At 42.5% G+C, this 19,308-nt stretch carries 19 protein-coding genes; 12 read left to right on the top strand and 7 right to left on the bottom strand.

Features of this window, described 5'->3' with window-relative positions:
- Positions 1-11 precede the first annotated feature (11 nt).
- The 3 genes from HMPREF1115_RS08460 to HMPREF1115_RS08450 all read right to left on the bottom strand — a co-directional run bounded on the left by HMPREF1115_RS08460 (position 12) and on the right by HMPREF1115_RS08450 (position 2,984).
- Entirely contained in the window at positions 12-824 is an 813-nt protein-coding gene (locus tag HMPREF1115_RS08460; RefSeq protein WP_001280321.1) for a PTS mannose/fructose/sorbose transporter subunit IIC, read from the bottom strand.
- A gap of 75 nt (positions 825-899) precedes the next feature.
- Entirely contained in the window at positions 900-1,889 is a 990-nt protein-coding gene (locus HMPREF1115_RS08455) for a PTS sugar transporter subunit IIB (RefSeq protein WP_000021983.1), read from the bottom strand.
- A 282-nt stretch (positions 1,890-2,171) separates the two neighbouring features.
- Positions 2,172-2,984: a Cof-type HAD-IIB family hydrolase gene (locus HMPREF1115_RS08450; protein ID WP_000162370.1), complete on the bottom strand. Its 813-nt coding sequence runs from the start codon at positions 2,982-2,984 to the stop codon at positions 2,172-2,174.
- Between the two features lie 188 nt (positions 2,985-3,172).
- On the opposite strand from HMPREF1115_RS08450, the gene HMPREF1115_RS08445 reads away from it, so the two are divergent.
- The 7 genes from HMPREF1115_RS08445 to HMPREF1115_RS08415 all read left to right on the top strand — a co-directional run bounded on the left by HMPREF1115_RS08445 (position 3,173) and on the right by HMPREF1115_RS08415 (position 10,517).
- The gene (locus tag HMPREF1115_RS08445; RefSeq protein WP_000359241.1) at positions 3,173-4,591 is read left to right on the top strand and encodes an NCS2 family permease; all 1,419 of its coding nucleotides are present in this window, start codon (positions 3,173-3,175) and stop codon (positions 4,589-4,591) included.
- A 53-nt stretch (positions 4,592-4,644) separates the two neighbouring features.
- Entirely contained in the window at positions 4,645-5,352 is a 708-nt protein-coding gene (locus tag HMPREF1115_RS08440; protein WP_000653644.1) for a CPBP family intramembrane glutamic endopeptidase, read from the top strand.
- Between the two features lie 75 nt (positions 5,353-5,427).
- Positions 5,428-6,402, top strand: coding sequence for a dihydropteroate synthase (gene folP, locus HMPREF1115_RS08435; RefSeq protein WP_000230049.1), 975 nt, complete (start codon positions 5,428-5,430; stop codon positions 6,400-6,402).
- Between the two features lies 1 nt (position 6,403).
- Positions 6,404-7,726: a bifunctional folylpolyglutamate synthase/dihydrofolate synthase gene (locus HMPREF1115_RS08430; RefSeq protein WP_001002857.1), complete on the top strand. Its 1,323-nt coding sequence runs from the start codon at positions 6,404-6,406 to the stop codon at positions 7,724-7,726.
- The gene (gene folE, locus HMPREF1115_RS08425) at positions 7,707-8,261 is read left to right on the top strand and encodes a GTP cyclohydrolase I FolE (RefSeq protein ID WP_000380931.1); all 555 of its coding nucleotides are present in this window, start codon (positions 7,707-7,709) and stop codon (positions 8,259-8,261) included. The genes HMPREF1115_RS08430 and folE overlap by 20 nt, the downstream gene beginning before the upstream one ends.
- Positions 8,262-8,419: 158 nt before the next feature.
- Complete coding sequence (gene folK, locus HMPREF1115_RS08420) at positions 8,420-9,241, top strand: 2-amino-4-hydroxy-6-hydroxymethyldihydropteridine diphosphokinase (protein ID WP_000372477.1); 822 nt, start codon at positions 8,420-8,422, stop codon at positions 9,239-9,241.
- Entirely contained in the window at positions 9,234-10,517 is a 1,284-nt protein-coding gene (locus tag HMPREF1115_RS08415) for a hypothetical protein (RefSeq protein ID WP_001125360.1), read from the top strand. Before folK ends, HMPREF1115_RS08415 begins: the two co-directional genes overlap by 8 nt.
- A gap of 51 nt (positions 10,518-10,568) precedes the next feature.
- Here HMPREF1115_RS08415 and HMPREF1115_RS08410 read toward each other — a convergent pair whose 3' ends face one another.
- Positions 10,569-10,886 carry a DUF960 domain-containing protein gene (locus HMPREF1115_RS08410; protein WP_000886044.1) on the bottom strand — a complete coding sequence of 106 codons (318 nt, stop codon included), beginning with the start codon at positions 10,884-10,886 and terminating at the stop codon, positions 10,569-10,571.
- Positions 10,887-11,090: 204 nt separating this feature from the next.
- On the opposite strand from HMPREF1115_RS08410, the gene ccpA reads away from it, so the two are divergent.
- Entirely contained in the window at positions 11,091-12,101 is a 1,011-nt protein-coding gene (ccpA, locus tag HMPREF1115_RS08405; protein WP_001090635.1) for a catabolite control protein A, read from the top strand.
- A gap of 53 nt (positions 12,102-12,154) precedes the next feature.
- On the opposite strand, the gene HMPREF1115_RS08400 is transcribed toward ccpA, so the two are convergent.
- The gene (locus HMPREF1115_RS08400) at positions 12,155-13,117 is read right to left on the bottom strand and encodes an asparaginase (protein ID WP_001124798.1); all 963 of its coding nucleotides are present in this window, start codon (positions 13,115-13,117) and stop codon (positions 12,155-12,157) included.
- A gap of 65 nt (positions 13,118-13,182) precedes the next feature.
- Here HMPREF1115_RS08400 and HMPREF1115_RS08395 point away from each other — a divergent pair, with 65 nt between their 5' ends.
- A complete protein-coding gene (locus tag HMPREF1115_RS08395; RefSeq protein WP_000453127.1) occupies positions 13,183-14,568 on the top strand; it encodes a Cof-type HAD-IIB family hydrolase in 1,386 nt (461 codons plus the stop codon).
- Between the two features lie 36 nt (positions 14,569-14,604).
- Here the strand turns inward: HMPREF1115_RS08395 and HMPREF1115_RS08390 are convergent, their stop codons facing one another.
- The gene (locus tag HMPREF1115_RS08390) at positions 14,605-15,057 is read right to left on the bottom strand and encodes a universal stress protein (RefSeq protein WP_000079162.1); all 453 of its coding nucleotides are present in this window, start codon (positions 15,055-15,057) and stop codon (positions 14,605-14,607) included.
- A gap of 166 nt (positions 15,058-15,223) precedes the next feature.
- Here HMPREF1115_RS08390 and HMPREF1115_RS08385 point away from each other — a divergent pair, with 166 nt between their 5' ends.
- From HMPREF1115_RS08385 to rpmH, 3 genes are all read left to right on the top strand, one after another.
- The gene (locus HMPREF1115_RS08385; protein WP_000651411.1) at positions 15,224-15,523 is read left to right on the top strand and encodes a hypothetical protein; all 300 of its coding nucleotides are present in this window, start codon (positions 15,224-15,226) and stop codon (positions 15,521-15,523) included.
- Between the two features lie 143 nt (positions 15,524-15,666).
- Positions 15,667-16,881: a pyridoxal phosphate-dependent aminotransferase gene (locus HMPREF1115_RS08380; RefSeq protein ID WP_000666454.1), complete on the top strand. Its 1,215-nt coding sequence runs from the start codon at positions 15,667-15,669 to the stop codon at positions 16,879-16,881.
- Between the two features lie 144 nt (positions 16,882-17,025).
- On the top strand, positions 17,026-17,160 hold the full coding sequence (gene rpmH, locus HMPREF1115_RS08375) for a 50S ribosomal protein L34 (RefSeq protein ID WP_000831905.1): 135 nt from the start codon (positions 17,026-17,028) through the stop codon (positions 17,158-17,160).
- Positions 17,161-17,340: 180 nt separating this feature from the next.
- Here rpmH and HMPREF1115_RS08370 read toward each other — a convergent pair whose 3' ends face one another.
- A complete protein-coding gene (locus HMPREF1115_RS08370) occupies positions 17,341-19,185 on the bottom strand; it encodes an APC family permease (protein WP_000488829.1) in 1,845 nt (614 codons plus the stop codon).
- Positions 19,186-19,308 lie beyond the last annotated feature (123 nt).

Raw genomic sequence — 19,308 nt, 5'->3', positions numbered from 1 at the left:
TGTTCCCCTTTCTAGTAGTCTTCTAGGATATCACCGATTGGGTCGTTAGAAGTCGCAGCTCCGCCGCCACCGTTTCCACCTTGTTTTGTAAGGTTAAGGTAGATGAAGGCAAGGGCAACACCGATGACACCAAGGGCAATCAAAGTCAATTGAGAAATCGCAGCAAGTGCAAAACCGATAGCGAAGAATGGCCATACTTCACGAGTTGCCATCATGTTGATAACCATAGCGTAACCAACGGCAACGACCATAGCACCACCGACAGCCATACCACCGTTCAACCAGTCTGGCATCAATTTGAGAGCATCTTGAACGGCAGAAGCAGGGATAGCGATAAGGAAGGCAGCAGGGATTGCAATACGTAGACCTTGAAGAAGAAGTGCAACAAAGTGAGCACGTTCAACAGCCGCAATATTTCCTTCTTTAGCAGCAGCGTCAGCAGTGTGAACCAAGGCAACTGAGATTGTACGAACAATCATAGTCAAGAAAAGTCCAGCTACGGCAAGAGGAATAGCTGTTGCCGTAGCAACGGCGATACCTTCAGTAGTAAAGTTACCACCTTTGATCAAGATGATTGCTGCAGCAACAGATGCAAGAGCAGCGTCAGGAGCTACGGCAGCTCCGATGTTTGCCCAACCAAGGGCGATCATTTGAAGAGATCCACCAAGCATAACACCTGCTTCGAGGTTACCAGTTGCAAGTCCGATAAGGGTACATGCGACGATTGGTTGATGGAATTGGAATTGGTCGAGGATACCTTCAAGACCTGCAAGGAAGGCAACAACTACAACCAAGATAGCAGAAATGATTGAAATATCTGACATGGTTTTATTCCTTTTCTATTTAGTTTTAATAAAGTATTTAATCCTGTTTTCAAAAATGATCGAAACAGATTAAAATTATTGAACGTTTGCTTTCTTAATCAAGTCAAACAAATCTTTTTTCGTGTCGTTTGGTACTTTACGTACGTCAAATTCAACACCGAGGTCACGCATTTTTTCAAAGGTTGCAACGTCTTCTTTGTCCATAGACAAAACGTTGTTGATCATTGTTTTACCTGTTGAGTGAGCCATAGAACCAACGTTAAGGGTCTTGATTGGCACGCCACCTTCGATAGCACGAAGTGCATCTTGTGGAGTTTCAAACAAGATAAGGGCATGAGTTTCGCCGAAACGTGGGTCTTTTGCAACGTCGATCAATTTTTGAATTGGGACAACGTTGGCTTTTACTCCGTTAGGAGCTGCTTGTTTGATCAATTCTTTACGCAATTCGTCGTTTGCAACGTTGTCTGAAGCAACGATGATACGGTCTGCTTTTGAATCAGGAGTCCAAGCAGTGGCAACCTGACCGTGAAGGAGACGAGTGTCTAGACGAGCAAGGTTGATTTTCAGTTTACCGTCACCGATAACTGTTCCTTCTGGAATAGCAGCTTGTGCAACTGGAGCAGCTGCAGCAGTTGCAACTTCCTCAACTGGGTTAAGCTCTTCTGGAAGAGCCTTGATGCCATCTTTGGCTTCTTTAATGATATTCGCAGCGACTTTATCCACACCTGCATTCGCGTCCATAAGGCGCTCTGTGTAGGCTTGGATCAACATCGGCAAGTTCAGTCCTGTGATGATGGCAAACTTACGTTCTGGATTTTCTCCCATTACGCGGCTAGCTTGGTTGAATGGAGATCCACTCCAAAGGTCAGCCAATACTAGAACCTCATCTTCTGCGTCAAATGCAGCCACAGCGTTGTTGAATTTAGCGTAAAGGTCATCTGGACCTTCATTTGGCATAAAGGTCACAACTTGAACCTTTTCTTGTTCACCAAAGATCATAGATCCTGACTGATGAATACCCGCAGCAAATTCGCCGTGGCTCGCAATAATGATTCCGATACTCATTATTGTCATTCCTCCTTATAAAATGTTTGACTGTATGTTTAAGAAAACTTTAAGCCTAACCTTAAGTATAAACCGTTTTCATATAAAAATCAACTACTTTTTCTAAAAAGATGTAAAAGTTTTCATAGAATGACTTTTTAAAAATATTAATATATAAATGTTTTTGAGAGATAAATGAAAATAGTAATAGAAAACTTAATATAAAAATACAGAAAACGAGGTGTTTTTGTGAAAACGGAATGAAAACAAAAAGGAAAGATTGCAGGGTCGCAATCTTTCCTTTTATAAGAATAAATTTTGTAAAGCGTGGGCCACTCCGTCTTCTTCGTTGGACAGAGGAAGTTGTTCGTCTGCATATGGAAGAAGAGCAGGATTGGCGTTTTTCATAGCATATCCCTTGCCTGCAAATGCCAACATTTCAGTGTCATTATGCTCATCGCCAAAGGCGATTAAGTCTTTTTTATCACGATTCATCACATTGAGCAAGTACTCTAGAGCAAAGGCCTTGTTCACACCCTTGGGAGTACACTCGAGGATGTTGAGGGGACCACCCCAGGTATTGATAGCTAGTTGGTGCTGATAAAAACGATTCATTTCATCTGCTAAAGCGTATTTGTCTTCAGCCCTTGTTTGCAAGAGAATGCAGTTGGGATCTTTGGTTACTCGTTCGGGCTTGAATTGATTTTCCGGCCGGAAGTTCTCTACGCCAAATAGTTTAGGGTCTGCAATTTCTTCATTCGGAGTTGTGATATAGAATTTTTTTCGATATTCTCCTGCAATAAAATCAGCCTGGATGTCCTCCGTGCGCTTGACCATGTCTAGGAGATATTTTTTGTCCAATGTCAAGCACTTTTCATGCTCCCAAGCCTGTCCTGGTAGATGGGTAAGAGAACCATTAAAGTTAATCATGGGAGTATGCAATTCTAGCTCACGGTAGAAATCTTTTGCCATACGATACGGACGTCCCGTCGTGATGATAACATGGTGTCCTTTTTCTGAAATTTTTTTGATCGTCTCTTTGGTGAAATCGGAGAGCTTGCTTTCACTATTCAGCAGGGTTCCGTCCAAATCGACTGCGATAATTTTTTTAGTCATATAAACCTTCCTAGTCGTTTCCAGATAAGATGTCTACTATTATATCAAAAAGAAGGAAGAAAAGCAGATAAGAACAAAAACTACAGTTGCTTTGATTTATTAAACAAATCAAACAAACATATTGAAAAGGTGAATGATAAATGATATAATACTGATATTGTTCGTAAAAAAACAAAAGGAGATTAAAGATGGACAAACTATTTAAACTAAAAGAGCACGGGACAGATGTCCGTACAGAGGTGCTTGCTGGTTTAACAACATTCTTTGCAATGAGTTATATTCTCTTTGTAAACCCTCAAATGCTTTCCCAAACGGGTATGCCTGTTCAAGGTGTGTTCTTGGCAACGATTATCGGTTCTGTAGTCGGTACTTTGATGATGGCTTTCTATGCTAATTTGCCCTACGCACAAGCACCAGGTATGGGACTAAATGCCTTCTTTACATTTACAGTTGTATTTGGAATGGGCTATACTTGGAAAGAAGCTCTTGGTATGGTCTTCATTTGTGGAATTATTTCACTGATTATTACCTTGACAAATGTTCGTAAAATGATCATCGAATCTATTCCAACAACACTTCGTTCAGCTATTTCGGCTGGTATTGGTGTTTTCCTTGCCTATGTTGGGATTAAGAATGCTGGTCTCTTGAAATTCTCAATTGACCCAGGTACTTATACTGTAGCAGGTGAAGGAGCAGACAAGGCTCAAGCTGCACTTACTGCAAACTCAGCAGCTGTTCCAGGCTTGGTAGATTTCAATACTCCAGCCGTATTGGTGGCTCTTGCTGGTTTGGCTATTACCATCTTCTTTGTTGTTAAAGGCATCAAAGGTGGAATTATTCTTTCTATTTTAACAACGACTGTCCTTGCTATTGCTGTTGGTGTTGTCAAATTATCAGGGATTGACTTTGCTAGCAACAATCTTTCAGCAGCGGTTAATGATTTAGGAACTTTGTTTGGTGCTGCTCTGGGTTCGGAAGGTTTAGGATCTTTGATTTCAAACACTTCACGTTTACCAGAAACCTTGATGGCTATTCTTGCCTTCTCACTAACGGATATTTTTGATACAATCGGTACTCTTATCGGTACTGGTGAAAAAGTTGGTATCGTTGCGACAAGTGGAGAAAACCATGAGTCTGCTAAATTGGACAAGGCTCTATACTCTGACTTGGTGGCAACTTCAGTAGGTGCTATTGCAGGTACTTCAAACGTTACAACCTATGTTGAGTCTGCGGCGGGTATCGGTGCTGGTGGACGTACTGGTTTGACTGCCCTAGTGGTTGCGATCTGTTTTGCTCTATCTAGCTTCTTTAGCCCACTTCTAGCGATTGTTCCGACAGCTGCAACAGCACCAATTTTGATTATCGTCGGTATCATGATGCTTTCTAACTTGAAAAATATCCCTTGGGATGATATGGCTGAAGCGGTTCCTGCCTTCTTCACATCTATCTTTATGGGATTCAGCTACTCTATCACACAAGGGATTGCTGTTGGTTTCTTGACATACACCTTGACAAAAGTTGTCAAAGGTCAAGCCAAGGATGTGCACGTAATGATTTGGATTTTGGATGCCTTGTTTATCCTTAACTATATCAGTATGGCGCTATAAATGGTATAATAGGAAAAGGGGAGTCTCCCCTTTTTCTTATAAGGAGGTACATCATGAAAGATAAGACGATTTGGCAAGAGGTTTTAAACAGAGGGAAATGGGTGCTCATCCTTTTGGTAGCTTTTGTTCTATCTCAATTTCCCATAGGACTTGCTTTGTTTTTAGCAAACAAACAGTTTCCGATTTTACAGTCAGGGCTCTTAGTAGGTGCTCTATCCATAGTCGTTTTGATTGTATTCATTATTGGTGCACGAAAAACACAACTTGCTACTTTTAATCTATCCTTTTTTAAGGCAAAAGACTTGGCTCGCTTGGTACTGAGTTATCTGGTGATTTTTGCGACAAATCTCTTGGGTTCAGTCCTGCTTCGACTAACAAATGAGGCAACAACCAGTAACCAATCAATACTGAATGGTTTGGTTCAGAATAGTTCCTTGATTTCAACTTTCTTCCTCCTAGTCTTGATTGCTCCGATTTGTGAGGAAATTTTGTGTCGTGGGATTATTCCCCAAAAGATTTTCCGTGGAAAAGAAAAACTAGGTTTTGTTGTTGGTGCAATCGTCTTTGCCTTGCTCCATATGCCAACCAATTTACCTTCAGTGATTATTTATGGAGGAATGTCAACGGTTTTGACTTGGACAGCCTATAAGACTGAGCGTTTGGAGATGTCCATTTTGCTTCATATGATTCTCAATGGTATTGCATTTTGTTTGTTGGCCTTATTGGTATTGATTAGTAGAAATCTAGGTCTATCATTCTAAACCATTGGCCCGCTTGGAAAAGATGAATACTAGCGTATCCATCTTTTTCTTTTTATGGTAAAATAGAGAGATAATATGGTAGAGAACCTTAAGGGAGTAACCGTTATGTCCAATAAAGTCAACCGCGAAAAAACAGCCATTTGTGGAATTATCAATGTGACGCCAGATTCCTTTTCGGATGGTGGACAGTTTTTTGCTCTTGAGCAGGCGCTCCAGCAGGCTCGTAAATTGATAGCAGAAGGAGCTAGCATGCTAGATATCGGTGGAGAATCGACTCGGCCGGGCAGTAGCTATGTTGAGATAGAAGAGGAAATCCAGCGTGTTGTTCCAGTGATTAAAGCTATTCGTGAGGAAAGTGATGTCCTCATTTCCATCGATACTTGGAAAAGTCAGGTGGCAGAGGCCGCCTTGGCTGCTGGTGCCAATCTGGTCAATGATATCACTGGTCTCATGGGAGATGAGAAAATGGCGGATGTGGTTGCTAAGGCTGGAGCGAAAGTGGTTATCATGTTTAATCCAGTTATGGCTCGTCCTCAGCATTCTAGCTCGCTCATATTTCCTCATTTTGGTTTTGGGCAAGCTTTTACAGAGAAAGAGTTAGCTGACTTTGAAAAAATGCCAATCGAAGATTTGATGAAGGCATTCTTTGAACGAGCTCTAGCGAGAGCGGAGGAAGCTGAGATAGCAAGAGAAAATATCCTGCTGGATCCAGGAATTGGCTTTGGTCTGACCAAGAAGGAAAATCTCCTTCTTTTACGGGACTTGGATAAACTCCATCAGAAAGGCTATCCAATCTTTCTTGGAGTTTCGCGCAAGCGATTTGTCATCAATATCTTGGAGAAAAATGGTTTTGAAGTCAATCCTGAGACAGAACTTGGTTTCCGCAATCGAGACACGGCTTCGGCTCATGTAACGAGTATCGCTGCGAGACAGGGTGTCGAAATAGTGCGCGTGCACGATGTTGCCAGTCACAGGATGGCAGTTGAAATTGCCTCTGCTATTCGTTTGGCAGAAGATGCGGAAAATCTAGATTTAAAACAATATAAGTAAGATGAACGAAATTCAAAACAATCAATGGATTGCCCACTACCGGACGAACCAACCGCATTTCGGTTTGGAACGAATGGTGGAACTCCTAGCTTTACGAGGCAATCCCCATCTCAAACTTAAGGTTATCCATATTGGAGGGACCAATGGCAAGGGGTCTACCATTGCTTTTTTGAAAAAGATGCTGGAAAAGCTAGGTCTAAGAGTTGGGGTGTTCAGCTCACCCTATCTCATTCATTATACAGACCAGATTAGCATCAATGGAGAATCTATCCCCGAGACGAGACTAGAAGCTCTCATGGCGGACTATCAGTCTTTGCTTGAGGGGGAATCTGCTACCAATTTGCAGGGGACAACCGAATTTGAGATTATCACAGCTCTAGCTTATGATTACTTTGCCTCAGAGCAAGTAGATGTAGCCATCATGGAAGTCGGTATGGGTGGCCTTCTGGATAGTACCAATGTTTGCCAGCCAATTTTAACAGGAATTACGACCATTGGACTGGACCATGTAGCCCTACTTGGTGATACCTTGGAAGCCATAGCAGAGCAGAAAGCTGGTATTATCAAGCAAGGCATTCCCTTGGTGACAGGTCATATTGTTCCAGAAGCCTTGACTGTGATTGACAATATTGCAGAAGATAAAAATGCACCTAGACTTACCTATGGAAGTGATTACCAGGTTCGTCATCAAGAAAGCGTGGTAGCGGGTGAAATCTTTGATTATAGCAGTCCTGTCAGACAAGGTCGCTTTCAAACAGGTCTGATCGGTTTGCATCAGATAGAGAATGCGGGGATGGCGCTTGCACTCCTAGACACTTATTGTCAGGAGACTGGGCGGGAGTTAGCAAGTAATGACTTGGTTGCTCAAGCTTTGAAAGAAACTAGATGGCCAGGGCGTTTGGAGGTCGTGTCTAGTAACCCCTTGATGTTTTTGGATGGGGCCCACAATCCCCATGCTATCAAGTCTTTATTAGCAACCTTGCAAGAACGCTTTGCGGATTATCATAAGGAAATCCTCTTTACCTGCATCAAAACCAAGGCCTTGGAGGATATGCTGGATTTGCTAGAAACGGTGCCAGATAGTCAATTGACTTTAACCCATTTTGACGATAGTCGGGCGACTGATGAAAGCGTGCTGAAAGAGACAGCCAAGTCTAGAAATCTCAATTATCAAGGTTGGCAGGATTTTCTAGAGCAGAAATTGACAGATAAAAATGAAGAGAAACAAACAGTTAGGATTGTCACAGGTTCCTTGTATTTCTTGAGCCAAGTGAGAGCCTATCTAATGGAGAGGAAGAACGAGAATGGATACACAAAAGATTGAAACGGCTGTAAAAATGATTATCGAGGCTGTCGGTGAGGACGCTAACCGTGAGGGCTTGCAGGAAACACCTGCTCGTGTAGCCCGTATGTACCAAGAGATTTTTTCAGGTCTTGGCCAAACTGCTGAGGAACATTTGTCAAAATCTTTTGAGATTATTGATGACAATATGGTAGTGGAAAAGGATATTTTTTTCCACACCATGTGTGAGCACCACTTCTTGCCCTTTTATGGGAGAGCCCATATTGCCTACATTCCAGATGGACGTGTGGCAGGCCTGTCTAAGCTAGCCCGTACGGTTGAAGTTTATTCTAAAAAACCACAGATTCAAGAACGGTTGAATATTGAAGTGGCCGATGCCTTGATGGACTATCTGGGGGCTAAAGGAGCCTTTGTTGTCATTGAGGCAGAACATATGTGTATGAGCATGCGTGGTGTCAGAAAACCAGGCACTGCAACCTTGACGACAGTAGCTCGTGGTCTATTTGAAACAGATAAAGACCTCCGAGATCAGGCTTATCGTCTAATGGGACTATAATACTCTTCGAAAATCAAATTCAAACCACGTCAGCTTCCATCTGCAACCTCAAAACAGTGTTTTGAGCAGCCTGCGGCTAGCTTCCTAGTTTGCACTTTGATTTTCATTGAGTATAAAAAGAATCCGCTATAAGCGGATTTTTCTAGAAAGGACTAGTTATGGATCAGCTAAAGATTAAAGATTTAGAAATTTTTGCCTATCATGGTCTCTTTCCTAGTGAGAAGGAATTGGGGCAGAAGTTTGTTATTTCCGCAAGCTTATCCTATGATATGACCAAGGCGGCTACAGAATTGGATTTAACAGCCTCTGTCCATTACGGAGAATTGTGTCAGCAGTGGACGACTTGGTTTCAGGAAACCACTGAGGACTTGATTGAAACGGCAGCCTACAAACTAGTTGAACGTACTTTTGAGACCTATCCTCTTGTCCAAGAGATTGAGTTGGAACTAAAAAAACCTTGGGCTCCAGTGCATTTACCGTTAGATACCTGCTCGGTGACCATTCACCGTCGTAAGCAGCGGGCCTTTATCGCTCTAGGAAGTAATATGGGCGATAAGGAAGCCAACTTGGAACAAGCCATTGACAAACTGCGGACTCGAGGTATCTATATTCTCAAAGAGTCCAGTGTCTTAGCGACGGAGCCTTGGGGTGGTGTGGAACAAGATAGCTTTGCCAATCAGGTGATTGAAGTAGAAACCTGGCTTCCAGCACCAGTCTTGTTAGAAACATTGTTAGCAATTGAGTCCGAGATGGGACGGGTTCGAGAGGTGCATTGGGGACCGCGTTTGATTGATTTGGACCTGCTTTTTGTGGAGGATCAGGTCATTTATACAGACGACCTCATCTTGCCTCATCCTTATATAGCAGAGCGCCTCTTTGTCCTTGAACCGTTAGCGGAAATAGCTCCCCATTTTATCCATCCAATCTTAAAACAACCAATTCGATACTTGGTTGACCAGTTGGAGCAAGGAAATGCCTAAGCTTTCTGAGACCTATAGCAAGTGGAAGAGTATCGGGGAGGGACTACTTGCTATTGTTTTAGGGCTTCTCTTGATTCGTTTTGGACAGGTTATTCCGCGAATGGGGTACCAGTTGCTGATGGGCTACTTTTCTTTGTCAGCAGTTTGGCACTTGTTGACTCGCTGGTTTCAGGATAAAAAACGTCGGGAAAATATCTTTGTAACCTTGGCCAAGCTGGTGGTTGCGGCTCTGGTGTTTGACTCTATCATCTTGCAAGTCCTTGCCCTCTATCTCCTGGTTTTTATCATTGCTAGCTACCAGCTGTTTACGGGCATCATTAGTCTTGTGACCTGGTCTCTCTATCGAAAAAATGCCATTCATCCTCGGATTCATCATCTCTTCGATGCTGTATGGATGATAGGATTCGGGCTTTATAGCATCTCTCCTTTTCACGATGCAGCGAATTTTGAATTGCTCTTGCTTGGGTTTTACTTGCTCATGCTAGGAGCCAGTAGCCTCCGGGACGGTTTCTTTTTTGAAAGGATAGAAAACAATCCCAAGCTAAAACGACGAATGCGAATGACTTTGCCGATCTTTGTGACGGCTTTGATCCCTATCAGCACCTTGCGCAAATTGAATGAGTGGCTGTCAAATCATGAAAGTCAAGAAGGGGAAGTTCATTCAGAAAGAAAAAACGATCAGGTAGTTGATCTGGAAATTTTTATCCATACCTCAGAAACCTCCTTCTTCCTCGCTATGGGACATGTGGATATTTGTTACCAAGGGAAGGTTATTTCCTATGGCTCGTATGATCCCCACTCGGAGCGTTTGTTCGGCATGGTTGGAGATGGTGTTTTGTTTAAGGCCAATCGGGAAAAATACATCGAGCTCTGTAAGAGGGAAAGTCAGAAGACCTTGTTTGCTTATGGTCTGAGTTTGACGGACCAACAGAAAGCAGCCATCCAAGCTCGTCTAGAAGAGATAGAAGACCTGTTAATTCCTTGGGAACCAAGTTCACAGTTGATGAAAAGAAGAGAGGGCGAGGTAAAGCATACCTACTCCTACCAACTGAAACAGGAAGCAGATGCGATCCTCTATAAATTCAGTTCATCCGAGTTTAAGACCTACTTTGTTCTCAGTACCAATTGTGTTTTGCTGGCAGACTCTATCGTAGGAAAAGCTGGGACAGATATATTGAGTCCCCAAGGTTTCATTGTGCCAGGGACTTATCAGGATTACCTTGACTTAGAATATACAAAACCCAATGGTCTAGTTGTCAGTCGCTCCATTTATTAGAAAAAGAAAACTCTAGTTCCTCAGCAGTTTGCGCGGAGAAGCTAGAGTTTTTTAAAATAGGTCATTTTCTTCTGGAAGGAGGATGGTTTCTCTGCCGTCCAGGTCTAAAATAAGGACCCTAGGAGGGTAAAGCGGATCGAAAGGATGATTGAAATCAAAATCGATGCTAGTCGGAAGGTGCTGGCTAGAAAAATGGAAGGTGATGGTCCCCTTATTGTTGAGCAGTTGAAACTCAAGCTCTTCTTCTAATTCAAAGACATTTTTCAGGAAATGATCAATAATATACCATAAAGAGTCAATGACATCGTCAGGCAGGCTGGTCACGACACCAAAACTAGCGGAACGTCTCTGTGTATTTGTAAAAGCCATGTTTTCATCCCCCTTTTATTTTCCTTATCATACAGCAAAATGTCTTAAAAATCAAGAAATCGTAATTGCTTTTTCAAAATGGGAATAAACTGTGAAATTTTTTCAAAGTTTCTCTAAAAAATACTTGAAAGTGTTTACAATAAGTGATAAAATGGAGTAAGTAGATGCGTGAAAGCGAAATTTTCATTATAGAAAGGAAACGGAATGAACACAGATGATACAGTAACGATTTATGACGTTGCTCGTGAAGCAGGAGTTTCAATGGCAACAGTTAGCCGTGTCGTTAATGGCAACAAGAATGTTAAAGAGAACACTCGAAAAAAAGTCCTAGAAGTGATTGATCGCTTGGACTATCGTCCAAATGCGGTAGCACGTGGTTTGGCTAGCAAGAAAACAACGACAGTCGGAGTTGTGATTCCGAACATTACCAATGGTTATTTCTCAACACTTGCTAAGGGGATTGACGACATTGCTGAAATGTACAAGTATAACATTGTCCTAGCAAATAGTGATGAGGATGATGAAAAGGAAGTTTCAGTGGTTAACACTCTCTTTTCAAAACAAGTTGATGGGATTATCTTTATGGGCTATCACTTGACTGAAAAGATTCGTTCAGAGTTTTCTCGTTCACGGACACCGGTTGTTCTTGCTGGTACTGTGGATGTAGAACACCAACTTCCAAGTGTGAATATCGACTACAAACAAGCAACGATTGATGCCGTGAGCTACCTTCTCAAAGAAAACGAGAAAATTGCTTTTGTGAGTGGACCACTCGTCGATGATATCAATGGCAAGGTTCGTTTGATTGGTTACAAGGAAGCCTTGAAAAAAGCTGGACATTCTTATAGCGAGGGCTTGGTCTTCGAATCAAAATACAGCTATGACGATGGCTATGCCTTGGCAGAACGCTTGATTTCATCACAAGCTACAGCCGCAGTTGTAACAGGTGATGAATTGGCAGCAGGTGTCCTAAATGGTTTGGCTGACCACGGTGTGTCTGTGCCAGAAGAGTTTGAAATCATTACGACAGATGACTCTCAGATTGCACGATTCACTCGTCCAAACTTGACGACTATTGCCCAACCTCTTTATGACTTAGGTGCTATCAGCATGCGTATGTTGACTAAGATTATGCATAAGGAAGAGCTAGAAGAACGTGAAGTTCTCCTACCTCATGGTTTGACAGAACGTCGCTCTACGCGAAAACGTAAATAGAAAAAATCAGGGAATCGTGAAGATTTCCTGATTTTGTATTCTAGAGAAGAGGATTAGCCTTCCATATAGTCTTTCAAAGCCTGTCCTTTTAGTCTAGCATTAAGGGCGATTAATAATTTGAGGCGCGCTTTTTGAGCGTTGAGTTCTTTGACAAAGAAAACACCAGCTCGTTGCAACTGCACTCCTCCACCTGGGTAGGCGTAGACAGGTTCAGCAATGCCATTAAAGCATCGTGAGACCAAGGCGACTGGAATCCCTTTTTGCAGGAGATTTTCCAGCTTTTGAGCTGTTTCTTTGGGAACATTGCCTGCTCCAAAGGCCTGAATGACTAAGCCATCCAGTTGTTCTAAGTCTAACATATCGATCAGCTCGTCTGTCATACCGGCATAGGCTGAGATGATGGGAACCAGACCTTGAATATGCTCAAGATCAAACCGGACACGAGGTTCAGCCGTTTTGAAGTAGAGGATTTCTTGCTTCATGATAAGACCAAGTGGTCCATGTGTTGGGGTTTGAAAGGTGCTGACGTTGGTCGTATGAGTTTTGGTAACATACTTGGCTGCGTGGATCTCGTCGTTCATGACGACCAAAACACCCTTGTCGGCTGCTTTATCATCGCTGGCAACTCGCAAAGCGCTCAGATAGTTATATACACCGTCGCTACCAAGTTCGTTTGAACTACGCATGGCCCCTGTTAGAACGATGGGGATGGGCGGAATTTTCATGGTATCAAGGAAGTAAGCTGTTTCTTCTAAGGTATCTGTACCATGTGTGATGACAACTCCATCGTAGTTATCAGCTTCCTCTTTAATCTTATGATAGAGTGCAAGCATATGCTTGGGTTTGATATGAGGGCTTGGCAGATTAAAAAAGTCTAGGGCATGAACCTCAATCCCTTCAAGCGGATTGGAAACATGGTTCATGGGATTGTCCTGGCTAGTTACAACGGCACCAGTGGCATCTGCTTGCATGGAAATAGTCCCACCTGTATGTAAAACAAGGATTTTCTTAGGCATGATTTAGTCACTCTTTCTGAAATGTGGTATAATCATTGTAACACAAAAGGGGAGAATGGGACAGGATGGAAGTCAAGGCTGTTTTTTTTGATATCGATGGAACGCTAGTCAACGATCGTAAGAGTGTTTTGAAATCCACTAAGGACGCGATTAAGATTGTCAAAGAGCAAGGAGTGCTTGTTGGAGTAGCGACAGGGCGAGGGCCGTTTTTTGTCAAGGAATTGATGGAAGACTTGGACCTAGACTTTGCGGTGACCTACAATGGCCAATACATTTTTAATAAAGAAAAGGTACTCTTTGCAAGCCCAATCGCTAAGTCAAGCCTGCGTCAACTGATTGCTTATGCTAAAAAGGAGCGTAAAGAAATCGCTCTTGGAACGGAGTATGCCGTTGTTGGTTCGAAAATTATGTCATTTGGTCTCGGATCCTTTTCCCAACTGGTTAGTTGTTTTATCCCGACAGTGCTGACAAGAACCGTTAGCCGCTCTTTTAATCGGATGGTCAGCAAGGCAGTTCCTCAAAAGGAAGACGACCTGCTTAACTTGATTAATCAACCCATTTATCAAGTTTTGATGCTGATGACGCCAGAAGAATCTGAGAAGGCAGCAGCTGATTTTGAAGATTTGAAATTAACTCGAAGCAATCCTTTTGCAGCAGATATCATTAACCAAGGAAATTCCAAATTAGAAGGCATTCGCCGAGTCGGGAAAGAATATGGCTTTGATCTCAACCAAGTCATGGCCTTTGGTGATTCAGACAACGATCTGGAAATGTTGGCAGGTGTTGGTATGTCGGTCGCTATGGGAAATGGCAGTAGCAGTGTCAAAGAAGTTGCCAAGCATATTACGGCAAGTAATCAACAAGATGGTATCCACAAGGCGCTCGAGCACTTTGGTGTTTTGGCTTCAGAAAAAGTGTTTGTCAGTCGAGACTATCACTTTAATAAGGTCAAAACCTTCCACCACATGATGGATGAACGAACTCAAGAAGAGCCACAGGCATGGGATGCTGAAGGTGCAACCCACCGCGCAGACTTTAAAATTGAAGAATTAGTAGAGTTTGTTCGCGCAGCAAGTTCTTCGGAGGAAGAATTCCAAGACTCCCTTGCAAGCATGCATGAGGCACTTGATAAAGCGGCAGAGAAAGTGGCGAAAAAGACACCTGCTAAGCAAAATTTGGTCGGTCAAGTGGATGCTTTGATTGACACACTGTATTTTACATACGGTAGTTTTGTTTTGATGGGAGTAGACCCAGAACGCATTTTTGATATTGTCCATGAAGCAAATATGGGGAAGGTTTTCCCTGATGGGAAAGCTCATTTTGACCCAGTTACACACAAGATTTTAAAACCAGATGACTGGGAAGAAAAATATGCTCCAGAACCTGCCATTCGACAGGAACTACAACGTCAGTTTAAAGCTTATGAGCGACATAAAGAAAGAAAAAAATAGAAACAAAAAGGAGCCCAAGGCTCCCTTTTTAAATGATTACAATGTTTTTTCACTTTCTCTCACGACCAGCAAATCGACTTTTGCATGGCGGAGAATGTACTCAGATGAAGAGCCAACCAAGAGGCGTTCAAAGGCATTGAGCCCTGTTGCACCAACGAGAATCAGGTCGACATTTTCTGCGTCTGGAATAGTACGGGCAAGGAGGGTTTTTGGATTTCCCATTTCGATGACGATGTGAATATCGGTCACACCAGCATCTCTTGCGCGCTTTTCGTACTCCTTCATCAGACTTTCAGCATCGACTTGGAGTTCTTCGTAAACTTCAGCATCAAAGGTAGACACGCTTTGAAGAGCGCGTGTGTCAATAACATGGGCAATGGTGAGCTTGGATTCGTTGCGTAGAGCAGTGTAAACACCTTTGACGAAAGCCAAGTCCGCTTCTTTAGAACCATCAATTGCGACCATAACATTTTGGTAACGTTGTGCCATAATGAAACCTCCTGAAATTTTCTTACTGTTATTGTAACCCTTTTCACTAAAGAAGTAAAGTAAAAATCATATTTAAATAAATATTATTGGAGATTCGATTTGGTGGAGATATGTTAAAATAAAAGAAAACGAGCTAGTAGAAAACACAGCGAGGGGATGAGAAAGTATGAAAGATTTTGTTCAAGCTTCTAAAAAAATAAGTTTTCTTTATCATGGAATTATCCTTGCGTCACTTGTAGGTGAAGTAGTGATGCTTTGGCAGCTGGAAAGAGTCATGCCCGTTCTCTATCCAGGTTTTGTTGGCTTTCTTCTCTTTCACCTAGTCTACCACATCATTTTATTTGTGATTGCAAAGAGAAGTGGTCGCTTGGACTACTTGGTCACGTGGGGGCTCTTTCTCATGTTTAATCTTTTGTATGACTCCTTTTTAGCGCTGATCTTTCTAGGTTTGTCTTTTGGTATGTGAGAAAATACTTCTGTATTCTAGTTGCTTAGACGGTGAGAACCTAGTCGTTGTGAGTTTTTTCTTTGCTTGCTCATTTCAGGAAACTTGTCGCAATCCCTTTCTAGTGGTATAATGTTACTATCTCTATGAATTGAGGAAACAAGATGAAAGAATATAACAAGTCTAGTAAGTTAGAGCACGTTGCCTATGATATCCGTGGCCCTGTTTTGGAAGAAGCTATGAGGATGCGAGCAAACGGAGAAAAGATTTTACGTCTGAACACAGGGAATCCAGCAGAATTTGGCTTTACAGCACCAGATGAGGTCATTCATGACTTGATTATGAATGCGCGTGATAGTGAGGGATATTCTGACTCCAAAGGGATTTTCTCAGCCCGCAAGGCCATCATGCAGTATTGTCAACTAAAGAAATTCCCCAATGTGGATATTGATGATATCTACCTTGGAAATGGTGTTAGTGAGCTGATTGTTATGTCCATGCAAGGGCTTTTGGATAATGGCGATGAGGTCTTGGTGCCTATGCCAGACTATCCTCTCTGGACAGCCGCGGTTAGCCTAGCTGGGGGAAATGCTGTTCACTATATCTGTGATGAAGCTGCAGAATGGTACCCTGATATTGACGATATCAAGTCAAAAATTACTTCCAATACCAAGGCAATCGTCCTTATCAATCCAAACAACCCAACTGGAGCCCTTTATCCTAAGGAACTCTTGTTGGAGATTATTGAGATTGCTCGTCAAAACGATTTGATCATCTTTGCGGACGAAATCTATGACCGCATGGTGATGGATGGGCATGTGCATACGCCTGTGGCGAGCTTGGCACCTGATGTTTTCTGTGTCAGCATGAATGGTTTGTCAAAATCTCACCGTATCGCTGGTTTCCGTGTAGGATGGATGGTCTTGTCTGGTCCTAAGCACCATGTCAAGGGCTATATCGAAGGTCTCAATATGCTGTCCAATATGCGTCTTTGCTCTAACGTTTTGGCCCAGCAAGTCGTACAAACTTCACTAGGTGGGCACCAGTCAGTGGATGAATTGCTCCTTCCTGGTGGACGGATCTATGAGCAAAGAAACTTCATTTACAATGCTATTCAAGATATCCCAGGTTTGTCTGCGGTCAAGCCGAAGGCAGGTCTTTATATCTTCCCTAAAATTGACCGCAATATGTACCGCATCGATGATGATGAACAGTTCGTTCTTGATTTCTTGAAGCAGGAAAAGGTTCTCTTGGTTCATGGTCGTGGTTTTAACTGGAAGGAACCAGACCATTTCCGTATCGTTTACCTTCCTCGTGTGGACGAATTGGCGCAAATCCAAGAAAAGATGACACGTTTCTTGAGTCAGTATCGTAGATAAGGCTTTCATAGGGAAAAGCAGGAAACATTTACTTAGAGCTATTGACAAATAGGTAAGAATCAGATAGAATAGTAAAGTATGTTTAGTAACTGATCACTTTATAGCCGGCTAAACGAATACAAAATCTATGAGGAGGTATTCATCGTGAAACGTACTTATCAACCAAGTAAACTTCGTCGTGCGCGCAAACACGGATTCCGTAACCGTATGTCAACTAAAAACGGTCGTCGCGTATTGGCAGCTCGTCGTCGTAAAGGACGCAAAGTTTTGGCTGCTTAATCCAAACGAATTCAACAAAGAAGTCAGTAGGAACTCGAGTCTACTGGCTTTTCTTTTGATTTCAAAGAGTGCATTGTCCACGAAATCGGTCATTTCAGATGAAACTCATGGAGGGCTCATTTAAAGGTCACATACAAAAAACTCAAAACCAGATATAAGTTACTGATTTTGAGTTTTTGTTTATTCTTTTAAGTGATAAGAGTAACTAGCGACAACGACGTCTTCATGCCATCTGAGAGCGTATTTTAGTTTGAGGCTCATTTGATTGTGTAGGATATTTTGCCAAGGCTTGTTAGGGATAAACTGTGGTACAAGGACTGTAACGGTGTAGTTTTTTTGCTTAGCTTCTTGGGCGATTCGTTTGACATACTTAACGCTAGGGGTGATGATGTCGCGGTAGCTGGTATTGATATTCTTCAGAGTGATATTTGGGAAGTAATCGGCAAATTCCTGGAGGATTTCTTGGTCTTTTTCTGCCGTTTCTTTAGTAGAAATGTGCATGGCCAACACTTCGTCACCGATACTTTGAGCGTAGTTAATGGCTCCGACACTTACTCGAGTAACATTTCCTACTAGGACAAGGACAAGGTTACCGTCATAAGTGCGCTTTTCAATTCCTTCGAAGAGTCGCAGTTGTTTTGCCACTTTTTGGTAATGGCTGTGAATGGACAAAAAGAGGAAAGTTAAAACTAGGATAATTGGGAAGAATGGCCAGATATCTCCCAGTCTGAAGAGAAGTAGAATGAGAACGATAGCATAACAAATGATGGCCCCAAGGATATTAGCAAAGGCAGGTTTTAAGAAGTTTGCTCCTTTTTCCTTTTTCCAATGGCGAATCATCCCAGTCTGAGAAAGGGCAAAGGGAACGAAGACCCCGATAGTATAAAGAGGAATCAAGCGTTCAGTATTCCCGTTAAAAATGAGAAGAAGGATCATAGCCCCAAAGGCCAGAGTTAAGATACCGTTGGAGTAGCCGAGACGATCCCCCTTTTCCATAAAGAGATGGGGCATGTACTTGTTTTTAGCCATATTGTAAGCCAGCATAGGGAAGGCTGAAAAGCCAGTATTTGCAGCTACAGCTAGAATTAAGGCTGTCGAGAACTGGAAGAGATAGTAGCTAGCATGACCAAAGAATGAATCACCAAGAATGCCCTTGGCCATTTGCGAGAGGATGGTTTCTCCATTTTGAGGAGTGATGCCCATCCAGTAGTTTAGGAAGGTAATGCCTGCAAAAAGGAATCCTAAAATGAGGGACATGATGGTCAAGGTCTGAGCAGCATTCTTTTCTTTCGGAGTTTTGAAAAATGGTACCGCATTTGAAATAGCCTCAACCCCTGTCAGAGAGGCAGAGCCACTGGTAAAGGCTCTTAATAGGAGAACGATGGAAAGGCTCGGAACGGTTTGCCCAATGGTTGAAGTCGCCTGATAGTTTAGGGAACCTGTAAATAGTTGAAAGAACCCATAAAGCAAGAGAAAGACGGTACTGAAGATAAAGAGGTAGACGGGAATCATCAGAGAGCTGGCAGATTCTTTCAATCCTCTTAAATTCAAGAGCATGAGCAGGCAGACTAGGAAAATAGAGATATGAAGATTATAGGGATGGAGGGCAGGGATGGCTGCTGTAATAGCATCAGCTCCAGACGCAACGGATACGGCTACTGTCAGCATATAGTCAACAAGGAGACTGCCTCCTGCAATCAAGCCCAGTTCAGGGGAAAGATTTTCCCGAGTGACCATATAAGCTCCTCCACCTTGAGGATAGGCATGAATGATCTGACGATAAGAAATGGTCAAACTAGCGAGCAGTAAGAGGACAAAAATACCAATAGGGAGGCTCCACCAAATAGCGAGAGGAGACAGACTGACTAATACGAGAATGACTTGTTCGGGCCCATAGGCAATAGAAGACAGGGCATCACTGGATAACATTGCAAGTGCCTGCATTTTTCCCAACAATCCCCCTTCGCCGTCTGTGAGAGACTTGAGTGGTCGACCGATAAAGGTATATTTTAATTTTCTAAACATTTTCTTTTCCTTTGCTGAAAATTTCAATAAGTGTTATTATACTGCTTTGAAAAAGAGCAGTCAAGGGAGAATGATTGGTATTAGAATATTTTTACAAGCCGAGGGATGCTATTTTTGGTATAA

The sequence above is a fragment of the Streptococcus oralis SK610 genome (assembly GCF_000257455.1).
Lineage (GTDB): Bacteria > Bacillota > Bacilli > Lactobacillales > Streptococcaceae > Streptococcus > Streptococcus oralis_CB.
This window is presented reverse-complemented; position numbering and strand designations above follow the sequence as displayed.

Bases quoted from the DNA above. Each gene is read 5' to 3' on its own strand.
- HMPREF1115_RS08415 (WP_001125360.1), top strand. From the start codon at position 9,234: ATGCCTAAGCTTTCTGAGACCTATAGCAAGTGGAAGAGTATCGGGGAG.
- HMPREF1115_RS08460 (WP_001280321.1), bottom strand. From the start codon at position 824: ATGTCAGATATTTCAATCATTTCTGCTATCTTGGTTGTAGTTGTTGCC.
- folK (WP_000372477.1), top strand. From the start codon at position 8,420: ATGGATCAGCTAAAGATTAAAGATTTAGAAATTTTTGCCTATCATGGT.
- HMPREF1115_RS08395 (WP_000453127.1), top strand. From the start codon at position 13,183: ATGGAAGTCAAGGCTGTTTTTTTTGATATCGATGGAACGCTAGTCAAC.
- HMPREF1115_RS08370 (WP_000488829.1), bottom strand. From the start codon at position 19,185: ATGTTTAGAAAATTAAAATATACCTTTATCGGTCGACCACTCAAGTCT.
- HMPREF1115_RS08450 (WP_000162370.1), bottom strand. From the start codon at position 2,984: ATGACTAAAAAAATTATCGCAGTCGATTTGGACGGAACCCTGCTGAAT.
- HMPREF1115_RS08390 (WP_000079162.1), bottom strand. From the start codon at position 15,057: ATGGCACAACGTTACCAAAATGTTATGGTCGCAATTGATGGTTCTAAA.
- folE (WP_000380931.1), top strand. From the start codon at position 7,707: ATGGATACACAAAAGATTGAAACGGCTGTAAAAATGATTATCGAGGCT.
- HMPREF1115_RS08440 (WP_000653644.1), top strand. From the start codon at position 4,645: ATGAAAGATAAGACGATTTGGCAAGAGGTTTTAAACAGAGGGAAATGG.
- ccpA (WP_001090635.1), top strand. From the start codon at position 11,091: ATGAACACAGATGATACAGTAACGATTTATGACGTTGCTCGTGAAGCA.
- HMPREF1115_RS08385 (WP_000651411.1), top strand. From the start codon at position 15,224: ATGAAAGATTTTGTTCAAGCTTCTAAAAAAATAAGTTTTCTTTATCAT.
- HMPREF1115_RS08445 (WP_000359241.1), top strand. From the start codon at position 3,173: ATGGACAAACTATTTAAACTAAAAGAGCACGGGACAGATGTCCGTACA.
- HMPREF1115_RS08380 (WP_000666454.1), top strand. From the start codon at position 15,667: ATGAAAGAATATAACAAGTCTAGTAAGTTAGAGCACGTTGCCTATGAT.
- HMPREF1115_RS08455 (WP_000021983.1), bottom strand. From the start codon at position 1,889: ATGAGTATCGGAATCATTATTGCGAGCCACGGCGAATTTGCTGCGGGT.
- folP (WP_000230049.1), top strand. From the start codon at position 5,428: ATGGTAGAGAACCTTAAGGGAGTAACCGTTATGTCCAATAAAGTCAAC.
- HMPREF1115_RS08430 (WP_001002857.1), top strand. From the start codon at position 6,404: ATGAACGAAATTCAAAACAATCAATGGATTGCCCACTACCGGACGAAC.
- HMPREF1115_RS08410 (WP_000886044.1), bottom strand. From the start codon at position 10,886: ATGGCTTTTACAAATACACAGAGACGTTCCGCTAGTTTTGGTGTCGTG.
- HMPREF1115_RS08400 (WP_001124798.1), bottom strand. From the start codon at position 13,117: ATGCCTAAGAAAATCCTTGTTTTACATACAGGTGGGACTATTTCCATG.